The following is a 20,795-nucleotide window of genomic DNA, read 5'->3' as shown; positions in this document are numbered from 1 at the left end:
GCGACTATACGGCATCCGATGAGGACGGCGCCGCGGGCATCCGCAGGGTCTCGATGTGAGTGGGATGCCGGTTGGATTGCTTCGAATCGCGGCTCCGAGGCCCAGTGCTGCGCCTGCCCCGGGTGAAGGTCTCCCGACGCGGTCGGACATCGAGAACTGGATCGACGCCGTCAATGAGCTTTCCTCATCGGCGGATTCCTATCGGGCAGCAGCTAATCGAATCGAAGCCGCCACAGACGCGCACGTTCAGCAGATCTCCGCGCCGGGTGGAACGGTGTGGGAAGGTAGTGGGGCGGACGCCGCACGCGAGTCGGCATACGCCGATCGGGGCGCGATCTATCGAGCGGCTGACCACATGCGCGACATGGCAAAGGCGGCCAATCGCGGGGCGCAAAACCTCAGTCATGCGCGAGACCGTGCCCTCGACGCAATCGCTGAAGCAGAAGCTGACGATTTCCGCGTTGGCGAGAACTTGGCGGTCAGCGACATCCGCCGGTATAGCAGCGAGCAAGCTGGCCTGTATGCGGCGCGCAAGGCGAAGGCTGGGGAGCATGTCAGCTACATCGTGATGCGGGCAGGCGCTTTGGTCTCCGAAGACGCACAGGTCGGCTCCGAGCTACGAGCGGGGGCAGCAGCGCTCAACAGCATGATCCCCCAGGATTGGGAAGGTAAACCGTCACCGGCGCAACCGATTGCCGACGGTAATGGCGAGATTCAACTGTACGACGACAGCGGCGACGGTCCCCACACTGGCCCGGAGATCGCCAAGGAGCTCGAACAACTCCGCGACGGCAAGCGCAGGGGGATCAAAGAAGTCGACGCTGATGGCGACATTTTTGATCTTTGGGAGAAGTACTCGGAAGGTGGCGTACGAGTCCCCATACCCGAAGAGATTGCCGACAAAATCTATGACAGGGTCGTTCTGCCCGACGGCACGACCATCAGTGTTCGCGAGAGCGCGGGTCATGGCCCCACCCTCGACGTGGGGTATCCGCCCGGCGTAGACGGCCCTAAGAAGGTTCATTTGCCGGAGGCGCCACCACCACCGCTGATCCCGCCACCGCCACCGCCACCGGCAGGCGGCGAGGCGCCGATTATCGCCCCGCCTCCGCACTTACCGGTTATGGATCATCCACCGGTTCAAAGTCCGCCGGGACTTTCGCCTCCGTGGGCGCCCAGCGGGGGCGCGCCAGTGCTATCGCAACCGGACCTGCCGAACCTCGATGCGGGAATCTTGGCAGGTGTTGGCACGGTAGTTGCTGGCATTGGCGGCTTTCTCGCGATTTTGGCCAATCCGCGGGCAGCGTTGGGGGGCTGATGAGTACGAGGAACGTGGCGATATCACGATCGCTTATCGTCTCATCGGTGGTCGAGGAGATCCGCAGCCACGTCGGCTCAATCACATTGGTGCCTCTTGCCGGCCTAGGTTACTGGCTTCCCGGTCTGGAGGTTCCTGTCGGCTGGACAGTTGTTGGCACTCCAGCCGAGCCGGCACCCGTGACTCGAATTGCCTTGCGCCATATTGCTTCAAAGCGAAGTAACTGGGATGGCTGCGAAACCATCGCGCTGTACCAATTCACGGGCTCGGTCTCCGAGGAGTTCGTGCAAGAGTCTGCTGGCCGTACTCTGAACGACTTGGGCGCCGATAATGTGCTGCATCACAACGTTTCTCTCGGTTTCAACAGTGTTGCTGCTGTGCGAAGTAGCGGCTGGTTCACAATCGGTAAGCGCTCCCTATGGGGCCAGTTCTCGAACTATGTGGTGAACACTGGTGCGGTAGGCGGCCTGGTGGAGCACAGTGTTCTAGTTGAAGCGCAATTCCGGCCGCGACTGTCTCGCGAGGTAAACCAAATGACTCAGTCGGTTCTCAGTTCGCTAGTAGCAAGCCTATCCGTATCCGAGCCCTCAAGAGGTCTACCGTCGGACTGTTCTTGGTGAACGTCATCCGCGGCTTTTGGTGTTTCCTCCCGGGACGAGATGAAGTGGTAGGGGCTCGTACTCTGTGCCTTGTGCGCGGAGATCGGCAAGCCAAGCGTCATACTCGGGCTCGTAGGCTCGTCCGATTCGCTTTCCCTCGTCCGTGACGCGGAACCACAGCAGCAGTGGCCAGCGGAGGCGGTCGTCGAACCGGTCGATGTACTCGGTGCCCAACCGTGCGATGGCGTCGTCAAGCGGCAGGTCCCAGTCCTCGAAGCGGGCGCCATGTTCGACTGGTTCACCCAGCGCAATGACACCTTCCTCGGTCATAGCGCGGACCAATGCAAGGGTCTTTCGCTGGACCTCCGCCAAGGACTCCGAACGGTTTTCCGAAGCGACATAGTCGTGCACCTGCTGGAGCTTCACCCAATCGCTTTCTCCGTCGAGCAAGATCTTCTCGCGGATAGTAAGAACCTTCGGTTTACTTTGCCTCGTCATCATCACAAGGATATCTCCGGCGCCGACATGGCTATCGCAACTGCGCAACCTTCTTTGAGCGGTGGGCCGCTGCTACTAGGGACGAACAAAACCCGCAATGGACAGGCCGTGGTCGCTCGACGGTGTTGACCGACGGCTCACATGCCTCGTCGGTTTACCAGTGTCGGAAAGTCGTCGCGGCCAACCATGAAATGCCGTCGTCGCCCTCACCAGGATCCAGGCAATTTATGCCCCTTGAACAGCGGTGATGTCGGTAGCCCCAGGTAGAATCCGGTCACTGCTACAGCTTGGGGGAGTCGTCGTTGACTGATTGGCCGGTGTGTGGCGTCTGTGGTGAGGCCGCTCGGTTCCGCTGGATGGGCGGGGTGCATGAGTGCGACGCCGCGGCGTGCTCAGATCTGCCGCTGTTGGTTGTGCTTCCCGAATCCGTCCCGACGCACGCACCCGTCTGCGGCAACGCTGCGCGGCAGGAAATCGTGATGGAAACTGTCCCGAAGACGACGACCTGGCGCACCTGACGCGCTATATGGAACGGGTACAGGACGACGAGGAGGTAACCCACGTGCGCGTCTTGGTCCGGGCTAGCGGATCGCTGGAGTTTTACGCCCCCGGATTCATCTACAGCCGGCCCGTCGGCGCGGCCGAATAGTCGTCGTCCGGGGACCTACCACTGAACGCCGCTCTGATTGAGGTGAGTTCGTCGCCGGCCCTGTGTATTTGGACGAGTGTATCGTCGATACGTCATATTCGGTCAGTCGATCCAGGCTGTTCGGGAATCGATCACAGCTCCGCGCAAGAGTCGAAATCACGAGCGGTCGCCAACGCCTCGGCATTTTGGTTGGTGACTTCAAACACCAGAGTGGCTCCGTCGGTACCTTTAGTCCGCGTCTTAAAACGGATCTGCGCCATGTCAGGATGAGCGTATGACCGTGGTGTTGGTGCATGGCAATCCCGAAACCGACGCGATTTGGGGACCGCTGGTTGCCGAGCTTGGCCGCGACGACGTCGTCCTGCTGTCACCGCCCGGGTTCGGCGCGCCGTTGCCCGACGGGTTCGGGGCGACGTACCTGGAGTACCGGGACTGGCTCGAGGACCAGCTGTCGGGCATCGACGGGCCGATCGACCTGGTCGGGCACGACTGGGGCGGCGGGCACGTGCTCAACGCCGTGATGCACCGACCTGAGCTGGTCCGCAGCTGGGTCAGCGACGTCGTCGGGCTGTTCGACCCGGACTACGTCTGGCACGACATGGCGCAGGTGTGGCAGACCCCCGAAGCAGGCGAAGAGCTGATCGCCTCGATGATGGGCGGCGGATTGGACGCGCGCACCGAGCTGATGCAGTCGCTGGGCTTCCCGTCGGACATCGCGGCGGCGTTGGCCGCCGGGCAGAACGACGACATGGGTCGGGCGATCCTTGCGCTGTACCGGTCGGCGGCGCAGCCGGTGATGGCCGAGGCGGGCAAGGCGCTGGAGAACGCGGCAGCGCGGCCGGGTCTGTCTCTGCTGGCCACCGAGGATCCGTACATCGGGGAGAACGACACCCGTCGGCGTGCCGCCGATCGGGCCGGAGCGCGCACGGAAGTGCTCGAGGGGCTTGGTCATTGGTGGATGGTGGAGGATCCCACGCGGGGTGCGTCGGTGCTGAACGAGTTTTGGGCGACGCTGGATTAGATCGTGTCCGTGAGGCGCGCGATGACCTTTGCCGCCGGTTCTTTGGCGTTGACCTGTCCGACGGATTGGCCCGCGTTGATCGGCGCGATCGTGTAGTCGTCGTTGTCGATCGCGATTCGCAGTGCCGCTCGGCTGTTTTCGTCGACGTCGTCGTCCCGGTCTTGCCATCGGTCGGTGAAGGTGTTGCGCAGCAACCGTTCCGGGAGATCGCGCGGCCACGGATAGCCGAGCGCGACGTCGAAGGCACGGGACAGCACGGTGTCGGTGTTCTGAGCGCGGAACATCACCTCACGTGCGGGGTCCGTCAACATCGACTCTGCACAGGCGGCCAGAGCAGTGCCGACCCACACACCTGCCGCGCCCGCCGTGTGGACAGCGGAAACCGCGCGGGCAGAACCGATTCCGCCGGCGGCGAGTACCGGCACGCTCAGGTGCTCGAGGACCTCGACAAGTAGCGGCAGTGTCGCGACCTTGGGGCGGCCGTGGCCGCCGCCCTCCGCACCGCGCGCGACCAGGACGTCGACACCGGCGTCCACGGCACGTCTGGCCTCCTGCAGATCCGCGACCTGGGTGACTGTGGTGGCGCCTGCGCTGTGCGCCCTGGCCACCCAGGACCAGTCGTCGCCGAAGCTGACCGACAGCAGGGCCGGCCGCGCTTCGAGCGCGGTGTCCAGCAGTGCCGGTTCGTTGTGCACCACCCAGCCGATGAGTCCGATACCGAAGGGTCTGGCCAGGTTCTCAACGTATGCCAACTGGTCAACGAGCTTGGCTGCGGTTGCGCTGCTGCCCATTCCGATCATGCCGAGGCCGCCGGCGTCGGACACGGCCGCAGCCAGTCGCCCGCCGGCGACGCCGCCCATCGGAGCGTTGACGATCGGGACATCGATGCCGATTGCTGTCGACCAGGTGGTCATGGGGCCATCTCACCGCGTCGGGGGCAGTTTTGTCACGCTCGCCGGGCGCGAGCGCGCGCTGAGTGCCGGTGATGCGCGGCGTGTCGAGGGGCAGACGCGCGCGCTCGCGGTGCAAGGCGCGGGGCGGATCAGCTGGTGCGAGTCAACCGGTCGTCAAGATGCGCACGAGGGCGGTCAGGCCCAGGACCACGATCACCGCCCGCAGCCAGGTCGCGTTCAGTTTGCGGCCGTACTTGGCGCCGAGCCAACCGCCCACCAGGGCGCCGGCGGCAATGCCGCCGGCTGCCGTCCAGGCGATGCGGTCGAACGCGACGAACGTATAGGCCATCGCGGCCAACAGGTTGACGACACCGACGAGCAGGTTCTTCAGACCGTTGGACAACTGCAGGTCCTGCGCGAGCAGTATGCCCAGTACACCCATCAGCAGCACGCCCTGGGCGGCGGCGAAGTAGCCGCCGTAGACGCCCACCAGATACACGGTGACGACGAGCGTGGGACTGATGGTCCTTGCGGTATCTGCCCGCCGGTTCGCCACCCACCTCTGCAGCCGCGGCTGGACGACGACCAGGACCAGTGCAGCTGCCAACAGCACAGGCACCACGATCTCGAAGGTGTCGTCAGGCAGCGACAACAGGAGGAACGAACCGGTCAGCGCGCCCAGCGCTGATGCCGGCAGCAGGGCCATCACCACCGCCTTCTGTGCGGCGATCTCCCGCCGGTACCCCCACGCCCCGCTGACGCCGCCGGCAACGAGGCCGATGGCATTGCTCATCGTCGCGACCACCGGTGGGTAACCCAGCGCGATCAGTACCGGGAATGTCACCAGCGTCCCCGAACCGACGACGGCGTTGATCGCGCCTGCCGCCAGTCCAGCCAGGATGACGACCCCGAATTCCCACACCGCTCAACCGCACAATGCTCGGGCGGCCTCGGACAACGCGGTGGTGGCAACCCGACAGTCCGAAAGCGACACTGCCTCGGCGGCGACAACACCGGCGCCGAAGTCGCGGCGCCCCGGCCCGAACATGACGGTGGGCACTCCGAGCGAGCATCCATACCCCGCGTCGAATGCGTTGCGGCTGTAAGTCGTCGGGAAACCTGCCAGCGCGGTCACGACGGGTGCGGACGGATCCACCAGCGCAGGCAACATCGAGGCGCCAGCAACGACATCCAGGTCCGGCCACACCCCGTCGAGGTGACCGCGGATCCCGTCGGTCGCCTCATCGGGATGTTCCCCCGGCAGCAACCGCCGATCCACCACCACGAGCACAGACGACGGCAGTGTGTGCGGAGCAATCGGTTCGCACCGGAATTGGTACGGCGTCGCGGTTGCCGGCCCGAGTTCGGGATGCGGTGGGGGAAGAGGTGTCTCGGCCAGTCTGGCCACTACGTCCGCCGCGGGGGGAATCGGATTGCAGCCCCGCTCCGGCTGGCTGGAATGCGACGATGCGCCACGCACAGTGATCCGGACGTCGACCCGGCCCCGATTACCGAGCGACACCGCCAGATTCGTGCCGAAGGCGAGAATGGAGTGAGCGGCCTGCACCTCGAGGTCATGGTAGATGCGGCGCGAGCCGTCATGGCTGCTGCGGCCTTCACAATTGACCGTCAACCAGACTGCGCGCCGCAATGTCCTCAATTCCCGTACAGCCGTCAACGCCGCGGCCATCGGACCCTTGTTCTGGTTGGCGCCCTGGCCCACCACGGTGGGACCGTCGAGCCCCCACGGCGTTCCGTCAACGATGCGCGCGTCGTGCGGATCGGCCATCAGATTCCCGTGCTGGGAGACGATGTAGGTCTGCAGCAGGAGACCGTCGGGAGTGTCAGGGCCGAACCGGGCAGCGATGTCACCGCAGGGGTGCTGTCGGATCTCGTCGGGTCCGAGTTCCTCGATCATCGGAAGGATTCCGGTGGTGACGGTCTCGCGCAATCGTGGGTCACCGGGCGGTATCTCGGTGCTGCCGGCAGGAACCGAGGTGTCGGTGCCGACCAGCGTGAGCAGTGTGGTCTCCAGGTAGTCGGCCATCAAGCGGTGGGCACCGTGCTGCGGCGGCGTTGCAGCTCGGGAAGCAGTGTCTGTTCGGCGAGTTCCATCTGCCGCGACTGGTCGAAGGACGCGAACCGCAGGATCGGGATGTCCAAGCCACGTTCCAGATACTGATCGACACGTGCGATGACTTCCTCAGGAGTCCCGAAAGCGCCCCAGCGGTCCAGGATTTCGTCGGTGCTGTCCATCGAGTAATAGGTATCGAGGAATCGTTTCCCCTCAGCTCTCGCCTCGTCCCGGCTCGAGCCCAGGTTGATCATCAGGTGCGCCGAGGACGTCAACGCGGTGATGTCGCGGCCGGCGGCCTCGGCCGCCGTGCGGATCTCGTCCCATTTTCGACCGAACTCCTCGGGCGTCGTCACCGCGGTCTGCCAACCGTCGGCCAACGTCGCGACGCGTTCGATAGCCGCCCGATACCGGCGCTCCGGCATACGAGCTGGATCGGGATTGCTCGCGATCCATATCGGACAGGGATCCTGCACGGGCTTGGGCTCCAACGACACTTCGGGGAACGACCAGTAGGGGCCGTCCCACGAGGTCGGTCCGCTCCACAGCGCCCGCACCAGGCGCACCCCTTCTTCGAGGCGCGGGACCCGCTCGCGGCCAGTGATCCCTGCCGCGGCCAGTTCGGCTACGACATTGCCGCCGCTGCGCTCGGTGGTTGCACCTAGACACACCGCCAACAGGGCCCGCCCGCCGGACAGCACATCGAGGCTGGCCCACTGCGCCGCGAAGATCACCGGCTGGCGCAGCGGGAAGGTGGCAAGGCAGCACACACCGAGCTTGACTCGCTGGGTGCGGGCGCTGATCGCGGCGAGGCTGGCCACCGCCTCCACGCGTGGCTTGGCGATGAGACCGTCACCGACCCAGACCGAATCGAAGAAGGCTCCCTGATCGGCGCCCTCGGCGAGATCGAGCATCTCCGCGACGCTGATGGCTCCGAACAGAATTCCGCGGTTGGGCAGGCTCAGTCCGATTCCCTGCATGTTGCTCCTCTGTAGTTGGTCAGCAAGTGCCGACGTAACCGTCCTTGCGCCGGTCGGACCCACCTTCGAGCCCCGCGTCCGTGCGCAGGATCATCTGTGCGCCTCCGCATTCGAAGCGCGGCAGGTCGGCGATCTGGTGGCCGCGGCGGACCAGTTCTGCCGCGGAAGCGTCATCGAAACCCACCTCCAACCCGATGGAGCGGCCCGGCATCACGCGCAATCTCGGAGCGTCGACGGCCTGCTGTGCCGACATGCCGCGGTCCAACACGTTGCGCAGGATCTGCAGCTGTCCCTGCGGCTGCATGAACCCACCGACCACACCCAGACAACCCCGGAAGCCGGTGCCGTCTCCGAGCATCGCCGGAATGATGGTGTGATACGGGCGCTTACCGCCTTCGGGCCGGTTGGGGTGATCGTCGCGGAGCGTGAAACCGTTGCCGCGGTTGTGCAGAAGAACACCGCTACCCGGAGCCATGATGCCGGATCCGAAACTCTCGTAGAGACTTTGGATCAGCGAGCACGCAGCACCGGATGGGTCCACCACACACACGTACACGGTGTCCGAGGCCACCCCCGGCCCCCGGGTATGGGACGCTTCGGGGCCGATCGAGTCGCGCACCGTCGAGAGACGTTCCTCGTCGAGGAGATCAGCGACCGGAACTGAACCGAACCGCGGATCGGCGACATGGTCGGCGGCATCGTGGAAGGCAGCCTTGAGGCATTCGATCAGGTGGTGATCGGCTTCCCCCGGCGAGGTCAAGGGAAGATCTTCGTAGAGAGCCGCCGCTTCCAGAACCACCAGACCCTGGCCAGGGGGCGGCATTTCGTACACATCGATGCCTCGGAACCGGCCCCGGATCGGCGCCGTCCACTCAGGACCGGACCAGCTGCTCAGGTCGGAGGCCGCCAGTGGGCCTCCGGCGCGGTTGACCGCGTCGACGAAGCCGGCCGCGAGTGCGCCGGTGTAGAAGGACTGATGCCCGTCGCTGGCGTAGCAGTCGAGCGCGTCCGCGAGGCCGGGATTGGCGAACGTGTCGCCGGCCTCGGGAACGTGGCCGTCGGGAAGGAACACCGCGGCGGCATCCGGGTTGCGGCGCAGTTTGTCTGCGCCCAAACGCCATTCTTCGGCGACGATCGGGCTCACCGCGAATCCGTTGCGTGCTGTCTCGATGGCCGGGCGGAGAATCCGCTCGACGCTGATGTGGCCGAAGCGGTCGAGCAGCGCGGTCCACCCCCAGGTGGCGCCGGGCACGGTCACCGTCCACGGCCCGTCGGGAGGCATCGCTTCAAACCCCTGAGAACGCAAGGCCTCTACCGTCATGCCGGCCGGTGCGCCGCCCGCCGCCGCCAGCCCGACGGGTTCATCGGCGCCCGACTCCCAGTACAGCGCGAACAGATCGCCCCCCACCCCGGTGGAGCGGGGGTCGACAACGGTGAGCATCGCCGCCGCGGCGACGGCCGCGTCGGCCGCGGTACCGCCCGCATCGAGGACGGCAAGTGCGGCGTCGACGGCGAGCGGATGGCTGGCGGCGACCATGCCCCGTCCTGAGCTCATTTGGATCCGGACACTTCGGTGATCACGTCGAAGTCCACCATGGAGGGATCAGCGCTCTGGCTGTACTCACCGAGTGACTGGAAGAACGCGTCCATGTTGGCCCAGCTGTCTGCTGTCAACGGCGCGGTTCCGGTCTTCGGGTAGAACGAGGCCTGGGAGTAGTACTGGTAGATCTGCGGCAGGAAGTCCTCACGCACGTCGGGTAATTGCTCCTTCGCGGCTGTGGTCCACGCACCCTCGTCCTGATAGAACTGGTCGTAGGCGCTCTGGACGTCGGTGAGGAAATCGACGACCCGGTCACGGTTGCTTTCCAGGAACCTCCCCGAGGTCACCCATACGGTGTTGAATGCGCTGGCGCTGTCGCCTTCGAGGTCACTCCAATCGCCGAGGACGGTGAACTCTCCTTCGTCCTGCAGTGTCAGGACGTCACCGAATTCCAGTGCGGTGGCGTCGATCTGCTTGCCCAGCATGGCCGCCGCCCGGTTGGGAGACTCCGGCAGCACGCTCCAGTTGATCTGGTTCTCCAGATCGGGGCCCGCCTGGCGGGCGAGTTCGCGCGGCAGAGTTTCAGTGGGGGAGCCGGGTCCGTGATAGGCGACCCGCGCACGTGCGAGGTCGTTGATGCTCTGGTACTGCGGCTGTGCGACCAGCACGAACTCGGGAATGACCTGGCTGACATAGACGATCTTGACGTCGACGCCGCTCTGTGCGGCCTTGATCGCCGAAGCACCGTCCATATTGCCGATGTCGAAGTTGCCGTTCTGCAGGCCCGCGACGACGGCGCTGTCTTCGTTGAGCGCAGTGATCTCGGCGCCGGCTTTCTGTGCACCGAGGTAGTCGGCGATGTCGGCCGGATCGAGGTCCGAGGCGAACGCAACCTTCATTGGCGTCGCCGGATCATCCTGTGGCTCAGTGGACGAGCAGCTTGCGAGGGTCAGCGCTGTGGCGGCTGCGGCCACCAGCGCGCTGAGGCGGTGATATTTCATGACGGTCCCTTCTGGTCGACGATGTGTTAGGCGTGAATCCCGCGATGCCATGGCATGAGGCGGCGTTCGAGTAGCTGCACTGCAGCTGCGAGGGTCACGCCGAGGAAGGCGAGCACGATGACTCCGACGAAGACCTTGTCGGTGCGGTAGTAGTTGGCGGCCGTGCTGATCAAGCCCCCCAGCCCGGTAACTGCGAAGAGCAGTTCGGCGACGACCATTCCCTTGACCGCTCGCGATATGCCCATCCGCAACCCGGCGAAGATGTAGGGCAGCGAAGCGAATGACACAACGCTGCTGAACAATTGCCACCGATTCGCACCGAACGCACGCGCCGCGTCCACCAAGTTGCGGTCCACGTTGCGAACTCCCGTGTATGTGCTGATCAGAATTTCGAAGACACAGAAGAGGAATACCGTGACGGTGCGTGCGGTGAAGCCGAGGCCAAACCAGATGATGAACATCGGCACCAGTGCGGCCGTCGGCACCACATACAGCGCCGAGACGAACGGGTTCAGGGTCCGACCGGCCGGTCCGTACCACCCCATGAAGAAACCGACGCTGATACCGACGATGATCGCCAGGCAGAAGCCGACGAGCAGGGAACTCAGGCTGTCCAGCACCGCGCGCCACAGCTCGCCGGTCGCCCACATCTCCCAGAACGCCGACGGGAGCTGCGACGGGGGTGCCAGGAAGAAGTCGCCCACCATGCGACCTGTGATCTCCCAGATCAGCAACACCGAGACGACCAGCAGCACCTGTACGAGGCGCTCCCAACTGAACAATCTGCGCCGCAACAGTTCTGCTGTACTGATCTGTTCGCGCTCGATGACTGCGGGCATGAGTGTCTGACTCCGTTCCCTGGTCTACAGGAGTTCTTCGAGGTGGGCGCGCAGTTCTCGTGCCACCGGATCGTTGATCAATCCGGTACGGGTCCGTGGCCGGTCGATCGGGACGGCGATGTCGGCGCGAACCTTCCCATCGGCCATCACCACACGCGGTCCGACAGCAGCATCGCCTCTTCGATCGAGTGTGTGACGAACAGGACCGAACGCTTCTCCTGAGACCAGATCCGCATCAGTTCGGTCTGCATGTGCTGTCTGGTGATCGCGTCGAGCGCGCCAAATGGCTCGTCCATCAACAGCACCTGGGGTTCGAGTGCCAAGGCACGGGCGATCCCGACGCGCTGCTGCATACCGCCAGAGAGTTCCCCGGGGTAGTGGTCGAAGAAGCCGGCGAGTCCGACCATTTGGAGATACTTGTCAGCGCGCGGGCGGCGCTGGGAACGGGGGACACCCGCGAAGCGCAGCGACTCGACGATGTTCTGGCGTACGGTGCGCCACGGCAGCAAGGAAGGCTGTTGGAACACCACGCCGCGGTCGGTGCCTGTACCGGTGACCGGAGTGCCGTTGACCTCGACGCGCCCGGCAGACGGGCTCAGCAAGCCGGCAATCACTTTGAGCACCGTGGTCTTGCCGCACCCGGATGGTCCCACCAGGGACACGAATTCCTCGGGACGCACCGAGAGTTCGACACCGTTCAGCGCGTAGGTACGGACGACCTCTCGACCGGTGATTCGTTCGTAGACCTTGGTCAAGCCTTCGATGGAGATGGCGTCAGTCGCGACTGAGGACTCCACAACCGCCGGTGCCATGCCAGCTCCTCTCGGTATGTTGTATACACGGAGTTGACCACCGGGTTATTTCCTGTTTGTTTCCTTCGGGTTTACGGTGCGCGTCAAATTTGCAAGATCAAGCAGTTGCGGCGTCGGCGGTCGCGCGGCTGCGATACATCTCGGCCGTGGCGATCGTATGAGCGCGCATCAGCGTGGAGGCGTGAGCGGAGTCGCGGGCCCGCAACGCATCGATGATGCGTCGGTGTTCGTTCCACGAGGCCATGCCGCGAACATCCGCAACCGAGGAGAAATACCATCGCACACGCTTTTTCATCAGCGACAGTGTCGAGTGCAGCATGGCGTTGCCCGACCACTCGCTGATCCGGCTGTGGAACGAGGAGTTGGCTGACACGACACCCTGGATGTCGCCGGCCTCGACGGCGGCCACCCCCTCACGCCAGATCTCCTCGAGTATGTCGAGCTGATCACCGGTCACCCGGGTGGCCGCTCGTTCGGCTGCGTAGGACTCCAGCAGCGTGCGCATGTCGAAGAAGTCGTCGATCTCGTCGCTGGTGGGCGCGTGGACGTAGGCGCCATTGCGGGGATGAATGTCGACCCAACCGGCGCGAGCCAGCATCGTCAGTGCCTCGCGCACGGGGTTGCGGCTGACGCCGAGTTGGGCCGCCAGTTCGTTCTCCAGCAGTCGCTCGCCAGGCGCGAGCACGCGGCGGACGATGAGGTCTTCCAACGTCGCGTACACACGATCCCGCAGGACGGGCTCCTGCTGGATGGTGGGAATGGCTTTCGCTCCAGACTCATTCGGCAACTCCCGCCTCCTCGGTGTCTCGTGTTTTTGTCCAACGATCGACGAGCTCGTCCGCTGTCGTCACCAGACCGAAATGCTTGCCGACCACGTGAACGGACGCGTCGTGCGCCGTCTTCGTGTACGACGCCGCGCAGTCCTCGACAAGGGTCACATAGAAGTCGTGGAAGAGGCCGTCACGCAGGCTCGACTCCACGCACACTTCGGTGGCGACTCCGGTGAACAGAATCGACTGGACGTCCAGAGACCTCAGTGTGAGGGCAAGGTTGGTGCCGACGAACGCGGAGAAGCGATGCTTGGTGACGATGTGATCGCCGGCTTGCGGTGCTACACCGAAGAACTCAGCGCCCCAGGTATTCGTGCGGCAGGTGACGCCGGTGCGGGCGTTGTCCGCGGCGTCACCGAGACGAGCGAGCCACGCATGGCTGTCGTTCGAGGGGTCGTGCAGCGTGCGGACGAAGATCACCGGTATGCGGCTGTGTCTCGCCGCCTCGATGAGTTTGTGGAGCCGCGGCAGCATCGCATCGACGAACTGCAGATCGAAGCGGTATCCCGCCGGTAGCGATCCCTGCGGGCTGCAAAAGTCGTTCTGCACGTCCACGACAACCAGCGCGGCATGGCCTGGCATGTGTCGGTCGTTCTCGGAGAGTCGAATCACGTGCCCCCTGTGTGTACGGTATACGAACCGTAGCAGTCGTTCTGCGCGTTCGTTGGCTGGCGATGAGCGCTCGCAGGCGTCGAGCGCGCGCAAAATGTCGGTGATGCGCGGCGTGTCGAGGGGCAGACTCGCGCGCTCGCGGTGCAAGGGGTCGCGGTGCAAGGTGCGGTGCCGGTCAGGGCTACAGGGGAGGTTCCTCGACGCGGCCGCGGCGGACGCGCGCTGCAAGGCCTTCGGCGGCCAGGCGCCAGAGCTTCTCGCCGAATTCGGCGGATGCCAGCGACGGCCGACCGGTGACACCGTTGCGGGACAACTCGGTGGCGGTGTACCGGAACACCAGATCGGCGGTGCGGTCCTCGTCGTCGGCCTCGAGCATCCGGTCGCGATGCACGAGGTCGGGCCGGATCGCCAACATCACCGAGGTCTCGGCGCAGTTGGCGTGCGCGTCCGCGGCGTCGGCCAGCATCGCCTCGGACACCTGCTCGTCGCACATCCACCAGTCGACGACGCCGACCCGAACGTCCCGGCGTTCCAACCGGAGGCGGTCGGTCGCGGTGCCCAGCGCGGCGGCGTTGCCCATGTGTGCGTTGACGAACAGCAGCCGCCGCAGCCCCGACAGCGCTGCCCAGTGCACGTACTGGCCGACGATGCCGTTCAACAGTGCCGGCGTCAACGACAGCGTCCCAGGCAACTCGGTGCCGTGGCCGTAGCTGACACCGAGGGAAATCGCCGGCAGCACCGGCGCACCCGTCATCGCGGCCGCCCGCTCACACATCGCGGTCGCGATGATGGTGTCGGTCGCAACCGGCAGGTGCGGACCGTGCTGCTCGACGGCGCCGACCGGCACCAGGCCGACCTCATGGGCGCCGCCAACCGGGGTGAAAGACAAGTCCGGTGAGGCGGTTTCGCCCCAGACGAAGATCGCGGCGTCAGTATCCGAGTGTCGTGTCGACGACATTGACCAGTGGCTCCCCGTGGATCAAGTGCTTCAGATTGCGGCAGAACAACTCGACCTGGCGGTCGCCCAGCAGATTCGAGGCGTGCGAGTCGTGCGGCGAGATGTCCACGCCCGGCATGTCCCACAGCGGGCTGTCGTCCGGAAGAGGTTCGTGTACATGGCAATCCAAGAACCCGCCGCTGAGCCGGCCCTGCTCGAACGCCTCGATCATCGCCGCTTCATCGACGACCGCGCCGCGCGAGACGTTGGCCAGGTAGGCCCCGCGAGGCAGCCGGGCGAACTTGTCGGCGGTGAGGAGCCCCTCGGTGTCGGCGGTCAACGGACACGCGATGACCAGGTAGTCGGCGCGGCTCAGCGCGTCGTCGAGACCTGCCGGTCCGACCGTCACGTCGAAGCCGGGTGTCGGTACCGGATGGCGGCGCACCCCGACGGTGGTCATCCCCAGCGCCTGCGCCAGCGCGGCGACGGCGGAGCCGATGTGACCGGTCCCGATGACGCACATCGTGGTGCCGGCCAATTCGCGCGCGGGCAACTGGGTCCACCGCCGTGCCCGCTGTTCGGCGCGTCGTCGGTAGATCAGCTTGGCATGCACGAGGATGGCGGCGATCACCGTCTCGGCGATGGCAGGGGCGTGCACCCCGGAGGCGTTGCACAGCGTGACGCCGTCCGGGATCAGGCCGGCGATCTGTTCCACTCCGGCGCTGCAGGACTGCACCAGCCGCAGCTCCGGACTGAGGAACCCGTGGAAGGCTGACTCGAACAGGATGGCCGGCAACGACTCCCAGCTCTTCAGGGTCCCACTGCACTCCACGAGCACGGCATGGGGCTTTCGCCCCACGAGGTAACCGGCGTTGAGGTCGTCGACCGAGGGGTGCTCGAGCCGGACCATCGGCCCGCACCCCTCGATCTGCGCGATGTGCTCGTCGGTGAGCCACCGACCGTCGCTGTAGTCACCCTGGTAGCCGTAGGGCACCCCCGCGACGACCACATTGAGCTCATCTGCGGTCGGGAAGCTCATGACGGCGCTGCCGGGCTCGGCTCGGCGGCATGCAGGCCCGTGGCGTAACGCCGTGCGACCCACGCGTCGAACTCGGCCACCGAGTGCTCGTTCCACGCATAGGGCCCGCGCGGGGCGAACATCGACGTGGCGGCACGCTGGATCGCGGCGTCGACCATGTAGTCCTGCCAATTGAGTTTCAGGTGCATGTCGGAGCCCAGCGCGATGAGGTCGCTGTAGTTCGGCAGCGATCGGTAGTCGGCCGGCACCATCAGGGTCTGCCGAATGTCGATGGCGTCGGGGCCTTTCGGATACACCAGGCGGTAGAACGCCGAGTCGCTGTTCAGGATGATCAGCAGCGTGGGCGGCAACAGGATGATGTAGGAGCGTGCCCGCTCCTCGTCGGTCAGCGTGTCGATCACCGGGAACAGCGGCTGGCCGATCGGGCTCAACGCGAACTCCGGATGCGTGGCCAATTGAATCAGCACCACCGCGGCGTCACCGGTGTCGAGCTCGACGGGGACGTAGCCGCTGGACGGCAGTACGGCGTGACGCGGGTAGTGCAACCGATCGACGTGATACACGTCGATCGAGTTCTCGTGCATGATCTTCCAGTTCCACGGCATGTCGGCCTGCAGCTTCGGCTCCTCGGTGGCCATCGCCGCCAGGTCCCAGTTCGCGACCAGCTCGTCGACCGGCCCGAGCCGGGCGGTGAGGCTCTCGGCGTCGGCGGAGAAGTTGACGAACACGAAGCCCTGCCAGCACTCGACGCGCAGACTCGGTAACGACAGGTCGGGGTCGGCGCGGTCGAAGCACTTCGTCCGCCGCATCTGCGGCGATCCGATCAACGCGCCGTCGGTGCCGTACACCCAGAAGTGATACGGGCATCGGAAGCCGCCGCCGGCGTTGCCGCGGGCTTCCGGCGGCACGTCGAACCATTCGTCCTTTTCGCCGTCGCCGGGTCCGGTGACGACCATCCCGCGGTGCCGGCAGATGGCAGAGAGCACTTTGACGCTGTCGTCGGGCTGCCGGACCACGATCAGCGGTTCGCCGAGAATCGTGACGGTGAAGAAGTCGCCGGGCTGCGGGATCTGGTCCACGCGGCCGACGCACAACCATTCGCGCATGAACACGAAATTGCGTTCCAGATCAAAGATCTCGTCGCCGGTGTAACACTCCGGAGGAAGGCCCTTGGCGTCATCGAAGCGTCCGGTGGCGGCGGCCAGCTTCTGGGCCAGACCCGCACAGTCTGAGCCGGCCGATCGATGGGGTGCAGTCGTCACCGCAGGACCTCTCCGTGGTTGACGGGATTGGTGTCGGGTAGCAGCGCGGACAGGAACGCCCTGGTGCGCTCTTGACTGGGGGCGTCGAGCACGGTGCTCGGAGGGCCCTCTTCGATGATCCGGCCGTCGTCGACGAACAGGACGCGCGAGGCGCACTGTCTCGCGAAGGCGATCTCGTGGGTCACCACGACCATCGTCATGCCCTGATCGGCGAGTTGCCGCATGATGCGCAGCACGTCGCCGACCCGTTCGGGGTCCAGCGCCGAGGTCGGTTCGTCGAAAAGCATCACCTCCGGCGCCAGCGCCAATGCCCGCGCGATCGCCACGCGCTGCTGCTGGCCGCCCGACAGCTGGGCGGGATAGCGCTCCGCCATGGCCTCGACACCGAGCTCGCGGAGCAGCATCGCGTTGACGTCGGTGGTATGCCGCCGCGACAGCCCCAGCACCCGCGACTGCCCTTCCCGCAGGTTCGCCGACACCGTCATGTGCTGGAAGAGATTGAACTGCTGGAAGACGATCGCCAAGCCGGCGCGAAGCCGGTCCTTGGCGCTGAACCGTCGCCCGTCGGGACCGGCCACCGTCACTTGGTTCACCACCACCGATCCGGCGTCCACGTCGACCAGTCCGTCCATGGCGCGCAACAGCGTGCTCTTGCCCGAGCCACTGGGACCGAGGATGCACACCACCTCGCCGCGCTGCACATCCAGGTCCACACCGTCGAGTACGACGTTCTCGCCGTAGCTCTTCCGCAATCCCCGGATGGTGATGACGGTCGGCTGCAAGGTCATGTCCCGACCGGCGACCGTGCGGACCCGGTCCCAGTACTCCTGGAACTCAGGGGCGTGCAGATCGAGCTGCACCGGTGCCTCCTCGGCGTTGCGCGCCGACGGAGTCGATGCCCGCATCCGGGTGCGAACCCACGCCGAGATCGGGCCGGGTCGGGTGCTCCGGGTGTTGTCGAGCCGCCACTCGCTGAACTGCTGCAGCACCATGAGAATGGTGTTCAAGCACAGGTAGATTGCGGCGGCAGCACCGAAAACGGGCAGATACTCGAAGTTGATGGCGACGAGCTGCTGGCTGCGCAGGGTGAGTTCGGCGACGGCGATCGCCGAGGCCAGCGACGTGTTCTTGACCGTCATGATGGCCTCGCTGGCAAGCGCGGGCGTGATCACTCGCAGCGCCTGCGGCAGCTGAATACGCCACAGCGTCAACGCCGGCGACAGGCCGATCGACCTCGCGGCGTCGATCTGCGAGACATTCACCGCATTGAGGCCGCCGCGGAAGATCTCCGCCGCGAACGCCGCTCCGTTGAGGGCCAGGCCGACGACCGCGGTGTTGTCCGACGACAGCTGAAGTCCCCACTGCGGCAACACGTTGTAGAGGAAGATCAACTGCAGCAGCAGAGGCGTGCCGCGGAACACCCAGATGTAGGCGGCCACCACCAACCGTGGCAGTAGCCACCGCGAGTTGGATACCAGTGCGATGAGCAGTCCGGCCGGCCACGCCAGAAGCACTGAGAGCACCGCGATCTTCAGCGCGAGCAGCCCGCCGTCGATCAGTTCCGGCAGCGTGAAGTAGTGCCAGAACTCGGTCAACACTGGCGGATGGGGTTCGTCGGTGTCAGCTCCCACTCCTTCGCCGACGTGCAGTACGCATCCGAGGCGATATAGGTCTCCACCGCCGACTGCAGCTCTGGCTTGAGCGGGCTGTCCTTGGCGATGGCCATGCCGACGACGCTCTTCTCGCCCTCGACGTTGAACGCCACGTCGAGCTTGTTGCCGAACTCGGTGCGGGAGATGTAGAGCGTCGTGATATCACCCTCGATCTGTCCGTAGATGCGGCCGCTGGCAACGGCGTTGACGCCCTGGGCGACCGACGGGAAGCCGGTGGGCTCCAACGGCGGTTGGCCCTTCGCCGTACACTCGGCCGACCACGCATCGAGCTGTTCGCGCTCGACCGGGCTGGAAGTCAGATAAGCCACCGCCTTGCCGCACAACGCTTCCGGGCCAGGGGTGTTCGGTGCGTTCTCGGCGGTCGTCAGGACCGCCAGGGGGATCTGCATGTAGTCGATGAAATCGACCTGTTCCCGGCGCTTCTCGGTGTTGTACATGCCGGACAGGATCGCGTCGATGCGACCCGACTGCAGAGCCGGCAGCAGACCGTCGAACGAGATCTGCTCGAATCGGTAGGTCCAGCCGAGCTGGTCGGTGACCCCCTTGGCGAGATCGTTCTCGAACCCCACGACCTCGGTGGATCCGTCCTGCAGGAACGAGACGGGTGGGAAGTCACCGGAAGTCCCCACGACGATCTCGCGCGCGGCGGCCGACTCGTCACCGGCATCGCTGGACTCGGGCGCCGGGCCCGAACATGCGGCCGTCAGCGCGATCAGGCAGGCGCCGGCGGCAAGAGAGAGCAGAGGTCGTTGCGTCATTGTGGTCACCTTCGGGTCGGGGGCGGATCAAACTTCGAGCAGGTAGCGGTCGACTTCCCAGGGGGACACCACGCTGTGGTAGCCATCCCATTCCTCGGCTTTCATGCCGAGGTAGTCGCGGACGAAGCCCGCCGGGAAGGTGGCCGCGACGAGCGGATCGGCGGCGAACGCGTCGATTGCCTCGAGCAGCGTGCGTGGAAGACGCTCTCCGACCCCGCTGCTGGTGCGGTCCCAGTCGCTGGCATCGTCGGTGACCGGATCGCCGGGATCCAGGCCCAGTTCGATGCCCTCCAGGCCCGCCGCCAGCGTGAACGCCGCCGCGAGGTACATGTTGGCCATCATGTCCACCGAGCGGTTCTCGATGGCCGGCCGGTTCTCGGGCAGGCGCAGCATGCAGGAGCGGTTGTTGGTGCCGTAGCGGGCCCACACCGGCGCCCACGACACCGAGCCGTCGGCCAGCTTGGGCGTGAGCCGCTTGTAGGAATTGACTGTAGGACAGGTCAGTGCCGACAGCGCGGGCGCGTGGTGGAGCACACCGGCGGCGAACGACATGGCTGTCTTACTCCAGCTGCCGTCGGGCTCGACGAAAACGTTTTCCCCGGTGGTGGTCGACACCAGGCTCATGTTCATGTGGGCGCCCGAACCCCACGACCGGGTTTCCGGCCGGGGCATGAATGTGACTGTGGCATCGATTTTCTGGGCCAGCGAGGTCAGCATCAGGCGCAGGTGGGTCAACCGGTCGCACATCGTCAGCACATCGGTGTAAGCGAAGTCCAGCTCGTACTGGCCCTCGCCACCCTCCTGGTCGAAGCTGTACAGGCCGTAGTCGGCGGCTTCCATGTGCGCGGAGAGCTCGGCGAAGAACTCCAGCGAGTCGATCACCGCGCGAGCGTCGTAGGCCGGGGTGGGTTCGATGACCGACGAGGTGAAGCGCGGTGTCAGAGTAGGCAGGGCGCTGGTGCGGTAGAGGTAGAACTCGGTCTCGACACCGAGGTTCATCGCGAATCCCATGTCGGCGGCCTTGGCGATCACCTTCTTCAGCGCCGACCGCGGACAGTTCTCGAACGGCTCATGCCCGCTGCCGGTGACCAGATCGGCATTGAAGAACGCGATTCGTGTGTCCCAGGACAAGATTCGCATGGTGCCCGGGTCCGGCAAGCCCACGCACTCGTCTTCCGCGGGGTTCATTGCACCCAGCCGGCCGATCCCGCGTGGTGTGTAGCGCTCGGACCCGGCCAGTATGTCCGGCAGGTGGCCGATTGGCACCACCTTGCTCTTCGGCCGACCTGTCACGTCCACCCATGCGGCCATGGCGAATTGGACGCCGTCGTCGGCCAGGCGCGCAGCCAGTGCAGCGTGCTCGTCCTGCTTTTCGTGCAGTGTTTTCATGTCGGGAGGCACCTGCGCTTTGAAATCGAAGTCCAACGGTGAAGTGCGTAAAGAGTAGGCTGCGTCATATT

22 protein-coding genes are annotated in these 20,795 nt (G+C 65.4%); 3 read left to right on the top strand and 19 right to left on the bottom strand.

Annotated elements, in window-relative coordinates; genetic code table 11:
* Nucleotides 1-64: 64 nt before the first annotated feature.
* Both ACQI46_RS01740 and ACQI46_RS01735 read left to right on the top strand, forming a co-directional pair.
* Nucleotides 65-1,318 (top strand): hypothetical protein, encoded by a 1,254-nt coding sequence (locus tag ACQI46_RS01740; RefSeq protein WP_427092212.1) that lies wholly within the window; start codon nucleotides 65-67, stop codon nucleotides 1,316-1,318.
* Between the two features lie 47 nt (nucleotides 1,319-1,365).
* Nucleotides 1,366-1,938 (top strand): hypothetical protein, encoded by a 573-nt coding sequence (locus tag ACQI46_RS01735; protein ID WP_427092211.1) that lies wholly within the window; start codon nucleotides 1,366-1,368, stop codon nucleotides 1,936-1,938.
* A gap of 3 nt (nucleotides 1,939-1,941) precedes the next feature.
* On the opposite strand, the gene ACQI46_RS01730 is transcribed toward ACQI46_RS01735, so the two are convergent.
* Nucleotides 1,942-2,418 carry a hypothetical protein gene (locus tag ACQI46_RS01730; protein ID WP_427092210.1) on the bottom strand — a complete coding sequence of 159 codons (477 nt, stop codon included), beginning with the start codon at nucleotides 2,416-2,418 and terminating at the stop codon, nucleotides 1,942-1,944.
* Nucleotides 2,419-3,195: 777 nt separating this feature from the next.
* Nucleotides 3,196-3,324, bottom strand: a complete 129-nt coding sequence (locus tag ACQI46_RS01725; RefSeq protein WP_427092209.1) for a hypothetical protein — start codon at nucleotides 3,322-3,324, stop codon at nucleotides 3,196-3,198.
* Nucleotides 3,325-3,338: 14 nt separating this feature from the next.
* On the opposite strand from ACQI46_RS01725, the gene ACQI46_RS01720 reads away from it, so the two are divergent.
* Complete coding sequence (locus ACQI46_RS01720; RefSeq protein ID WP_427092208.1) at nucleotides 3,339-4,085, top strand: alpha/beta fold hydrolase; 747 nt, start codon at nucleotides 3,339-3,341, stop codon at nucleotides 4,083-4,085.
* Here the strand turns inward: ACQI46_RS01720 and ACQI46_RS01715 are convergent.
* The 17 genes from ACQI46_RS01715 to ACQI46_RS01635 form a co-directional block, all read right to left on the bottom strand.
* The gene (locus ACQI46_RS01715; protein ID WP_427092207.1) at nucleotides 4,082-4,999 is read right to left on the bottom strand and encodes an NAD(P)H-dependent flavin oxidoreductase; all 918 of its coding nucleotides are present in this window, start codon (nucleotides 4,997-4,999) and stop codon (nucleotides 4,082-4,084) included. The genes ACQI46_RS01720 and ACQI46_RS01715 overlap by 4 nt on opposite strands.
* A 142-nt stretch (nucleotides 5,000-5,141) precedes the next feature.
* Nucleotides 5,142-5,900: a sulfite exporter TauE/SafE family protein gene (locus ACQI46_RS01710; protein ID WP_427092206.1), complete on the bottom strand. Its 759-nt coding sequence runs from the start codon at nucleotides 5,898-5,900 to the stop codon at nucleotides 5,142-5,144.
* 3 nt (nucleotides 5,901-5,903) lie between these two features.
* Nucleotides 5,904-7,025, bottom strand: a complete 1,122-nt coding sequence (locus ACQI46_RS01705) for a M20 family metallopeptidase (protein ID WP_427092205.1) — start codon at nucleotides 7,023-7,025, stop codon at nucleotides 5,904-5,906.
* The gene (locus ACQI46_RS01700) at nucleotides 7,025-8,032 is read right to left on the bottom strand and encodes an LLM class flavin-dependent oxidoreductase (protein ID WP_427092204.1); all 1,008 of its coding nucleotides are present in this window, start codon (nucleotides 8,030-8,032) and stop codon (nucleotides 7,025-7,027) included. The genes ACQI46_RS01705 and ACQI46_RS01700 overlap by 1 nt, the downstream gene beginning before the upstream one ends.
* Before the next feature lie 19 nt (nucleotides 8,033-8,051).
* Entirely contained in the window at nucleotides 8,052-9,587 is a 1,536-nt protein-coding gene (locus tag ACQI46_RS01695) for a gamma-glutamyltransferase family protein (protein WP_427092203.1), read from the bottom strand.
* The gene (locus ACQI46_RS01690) at nucleotides 9,584-10,471 is read right to left on the bottom strand and encodes an ABC transporter substrate-binding protein (RefSeq protein ID WP_427092202.1); all 888 of its coding nucleotides are present in this window, start codon (nucleotides 10,469-10,471) and stop codon (nucleotides 9,584-9,586) included. The genes ACQI46_RS01695 and ACQI46_RS01690 overlap by 4 nt, the downstream gene beginning before the upstream one ends.
* A gap of 128 nt (nucleotides 10,472-10,599) precedes the next feature.
* A complete protein-coding gene (locus ACQI46_RS01685) occupies nucleotides 10,600-11,412 on the bottom strand; it encodes an ABC transporter permease (RefSeq protein WP_427092201.1) in 813 nt (270 codons plus the stop codon).
* 24 nt (nucleotides 11,413-11,436) lie between these two features.
* A complete protein-coding gene (locus ACQI46_RS01680) occupies nucleotides 11,437-11,559 on the bottom strand; it encodes a hypothetical protein (protein WP_427092200.1) in 123 nt (40 codons plus the stop codon).
* Nucleotides 11,559-12,224 (bottom strand): ABC transporter ATP-binding protein, encoded by a 666-nt coding sequence (locus tag ACQI46_RS01675; protein ID WP_427092199.1) that lies wholly within the window; start codon nucleotides 12,222-12,224, stop codon nucleotides 11,559-11,561. Before ACQI46_RS01675 ends, ACQI46_RS01680 begins: the two co-directional genes overlap by 1 nt.
* 97 nt (nucleotides 12,225-12,321) lie before the next feature.
* Nucleotides 12,322-13,011, bottom strand: a complete 690-nt coding sequence (locus tag ACQI46_RS01670; RefSeq protein ID WP_427092198.1) for a GntR family transcriptional regulator — start codon at nucleotides 13,009-13,011, stop codon at nucleotides 12,322-12,324.
* Nucleotides 13,001-13,828, bottom strand: a complete 828-nt coding sequence (locus ACQI46_RS01665) for a cysteine hydrolase family protein (protein ID WP_427092197.1) — start codon at nucleotides 13,826-13,828, stop codon at nucleotides 13,001-13,003. Before ACQI46_RS01665 ends, ACQI46_RS01670 begins: the two co-directional genes overlap by 11 nt.
* Before the next feature lie 19 nt (nucleotides 13,829-13,847).
* Complete coding sequence (locus ACQI46_RS01660) at nucleotides 13,848-14,624, bottom strand: creatininase family protein (RefSeq protein ID WP_427092196.1); 777 nt, start codon at nucleotides 14,622-14,624, stop codon at nucleotides 13,848-13,850.
* Entirely contained in the window at nucleotides 14,596-15,642 is a 1,047-nt protein-coding gene (locus ACQI46_RS01655) for a D-2-hydroxyacid dehydrogenase (protein WP_427092195.1), read from the bottom strand. The genes ACQI46_RS01660 and ACQI46_RS01655 overlap by 29 nt, the downstream gene beginning before the upstream one ends.
* Nucleotides 15,639-16,904: an aromatic ring-hydroxylating oxygenase subunit alpha gene (locus ACQI46_RS01650; protein WP_427092194.1), complete on the bottom strand. Its 1,266-nt coding sequence runs from the start codon at nucleotides 16,902-16,904 to the stop codon at nucleotides 15,639-15,641. Before ACQI46_RS01650 ends, ACQI46_RS01655 begins: the two co-directional genes overlap by 4 nt.
* Nucleotides 16,901-18,535 (bottom strand): amino acid ABC transporter permease/ATP-binding protein, encoded by a 1,635-nt coding sequence (locus ACQI46_RS01645; protein WP_427092193.1) that lies wholly within the window; start codon nucleotides 18,533-18,535, stop codon nucleotides 16,901-16,903. The genes ACQI46_RS01650 and ACQI46_RS01645 overlap by 4 nt, the downstream gene beginning before the upstream one ends.
* Nucleotides 18,496-19,335: an ABC transporter substrate-binding protein gene (locus tag ACQI46_RS01640; protein ID WP_427092192.1), complete on the bottom strand. Its 840-nt coding sequence runs from the start codon at nucleotides 19,333-19,335 to the stop codon at nucleotides 18,496-18,498. Before ACQI46_RS01640 ends, ACQI46_RS01645 begins: the two co-directional genes overlap by 40 nt.
* 27 nt (nucleotides 19,336-19,362) lie before the next feature.
* Nucleotides 19,363-20,724, bottom strand: a complete 1,362-nt coding sequence (locus ACQI46_RS01635) for a glutamine synthetase family protein (protein WP_427092191.1) — start codon at nucleotides 20,722-20,724, stop codon at nucleotides 19,363-19,365.
* Nucleotides 20,725-20,795: the final 71 nt, after the last annotated feature.

The organism is Mycobacterium sp. SMC-4 (assembly GCF_050205565.1).
In the GTDB taxonomy this organism is placed as follows: domain Bacteria; phylum Actinomycetota; class Actinomycetes; order Mycobacteriales; family Mycobacteriaceae; genus Mycobacterium.
Note: the sequence above shows the minus strand (reverse complement) of the source record. Positions and strands in the feature narration are given on the sequence as shown.

What these genes read in the sequence shown, in the direction of transcription:
- ACQI46_RS01705 (WP_427092205.1), bottom strand. Translation starts at nt 7,025, where the DNA reads ATGGCCGACTACCTGGAGACCACACTGCTCACGCTGGTCGGCACCGAC.
- ACQI46_RS01660 (WP_427092196.1), bottom strand. Translation starts at nt 14,624, where the DNA reads ATGTCGTCGACACGACACTCGGATACTGACGCCGCGATCTTCGTCTGG.
- ACQI46_RS01695 (WP_427092203.1), bottom strand. Translation starts at nt 9,587, where the DNA reads ATGAGCTCAGGACGGGGCATGGTCGCCGCCAGCCATCCGCTCGCCGTC.
- ACQI46_RS01640 (WP_427092192.1), bottom strand. Translation starts at nt 19,335, where the DNA reads ATGACGCAACGACCTCTGCTCTCTCTTGCCGCCGGCGCCTGCCTGATC.
- ACQI46_RS01680 (WP_427092200.1), bottom strand. Translation starts at nt 11,559, where the DNA reads ATGGCCGATGGGAAGGTTCGCGCCGACATCGCCGTCCCGATCGACCGG.
- ACQI46_RS01730 (WP_427092210.1), bottom strand. Translation starts at nt 2,418, where the DNA reads ATGATGACGAGGCAAAGTAAACCGAAGGTTCTTACTATCCGCGAGAAG.
- ACQI46_RS01725 (WP_427092209.1), bottom strand. Translation starts at nt 3,324, where the DNA reads ATGGCGCAGATCCGTTTTAAGACGCGGACTAAAGGTACCGACGGAGCC.
- ACQI46_RS01685 (WP_427092201.1), bottom strand. Translation starts at nt 11,412, where the DNA reads ATGCCCGCAGTCATCGAGCGCGAACAGATCAGTACAGCAGAACTGTTG.
- ACQI46_RS01690 (WP_427092202.1), bottom strand. Translation starts at nt 10,471, where the DNA reads ATGAAGGTTGCGTTCGCCTCGGACCTCGATCCGGCCGACATCGCCGAC.
- ACQI46_RS01700 (WP_427092204.1), bottom strand. Translation starts at nt 8,032, where the DNA reads ATGCAGGGAATCGGACTGAGCCTGCCCAACCGCGGAATTCTGTTCGGA.
- ACQI46_RS01720 (WP_427092208.1), top strand. Translation starts at nt 3,339, where the DNA reads ATGACCGTGGTGTTGGTGCATGGCAATCCCGAAACCGACGCGATTTGG.
- ACQI46_RS01655 (WP_427092195.1), bottom strand. Translation starts at nt 15,642, where the DNA reads ATGAGCTTCCCGACCGCAGATGAGCTCAATGTGGTCGTCGCGGGGGTG.
- ACQI46_RS01715 (WP_427092207.1), bottom strand. Translation starts at nt 4,999, where the DNA reads ATGACCACCTGGTCGACAGCAATCGGCATCGATGTCCCGATCGTCAAC.
- ACQI46_RS01635 (WP_427092191.1), bottom strand. Translation starts at nt 20,724, where the DNA reads ATGAAAACACTGCACGAAAAGCAGGACGAGCACGCTGCACTGGCTGCG.
- ACQI46_RS01740 (WP_427092212.1), top strand. Translation starts at nt 65, where the DNA reads ATGCCGGTTGGATTGCTTCGAATCGCGGCTCCGAGGCCCAGTGCTGCG.
- ACQI46_RS01675 (WP_427092199.1), bottom strand. Translation starts at nt 12,224, where the DNA reads ATGGCACCGGCGGTTGTGGAGTCCTCAGTCGCGACTGACGCCATCTCC.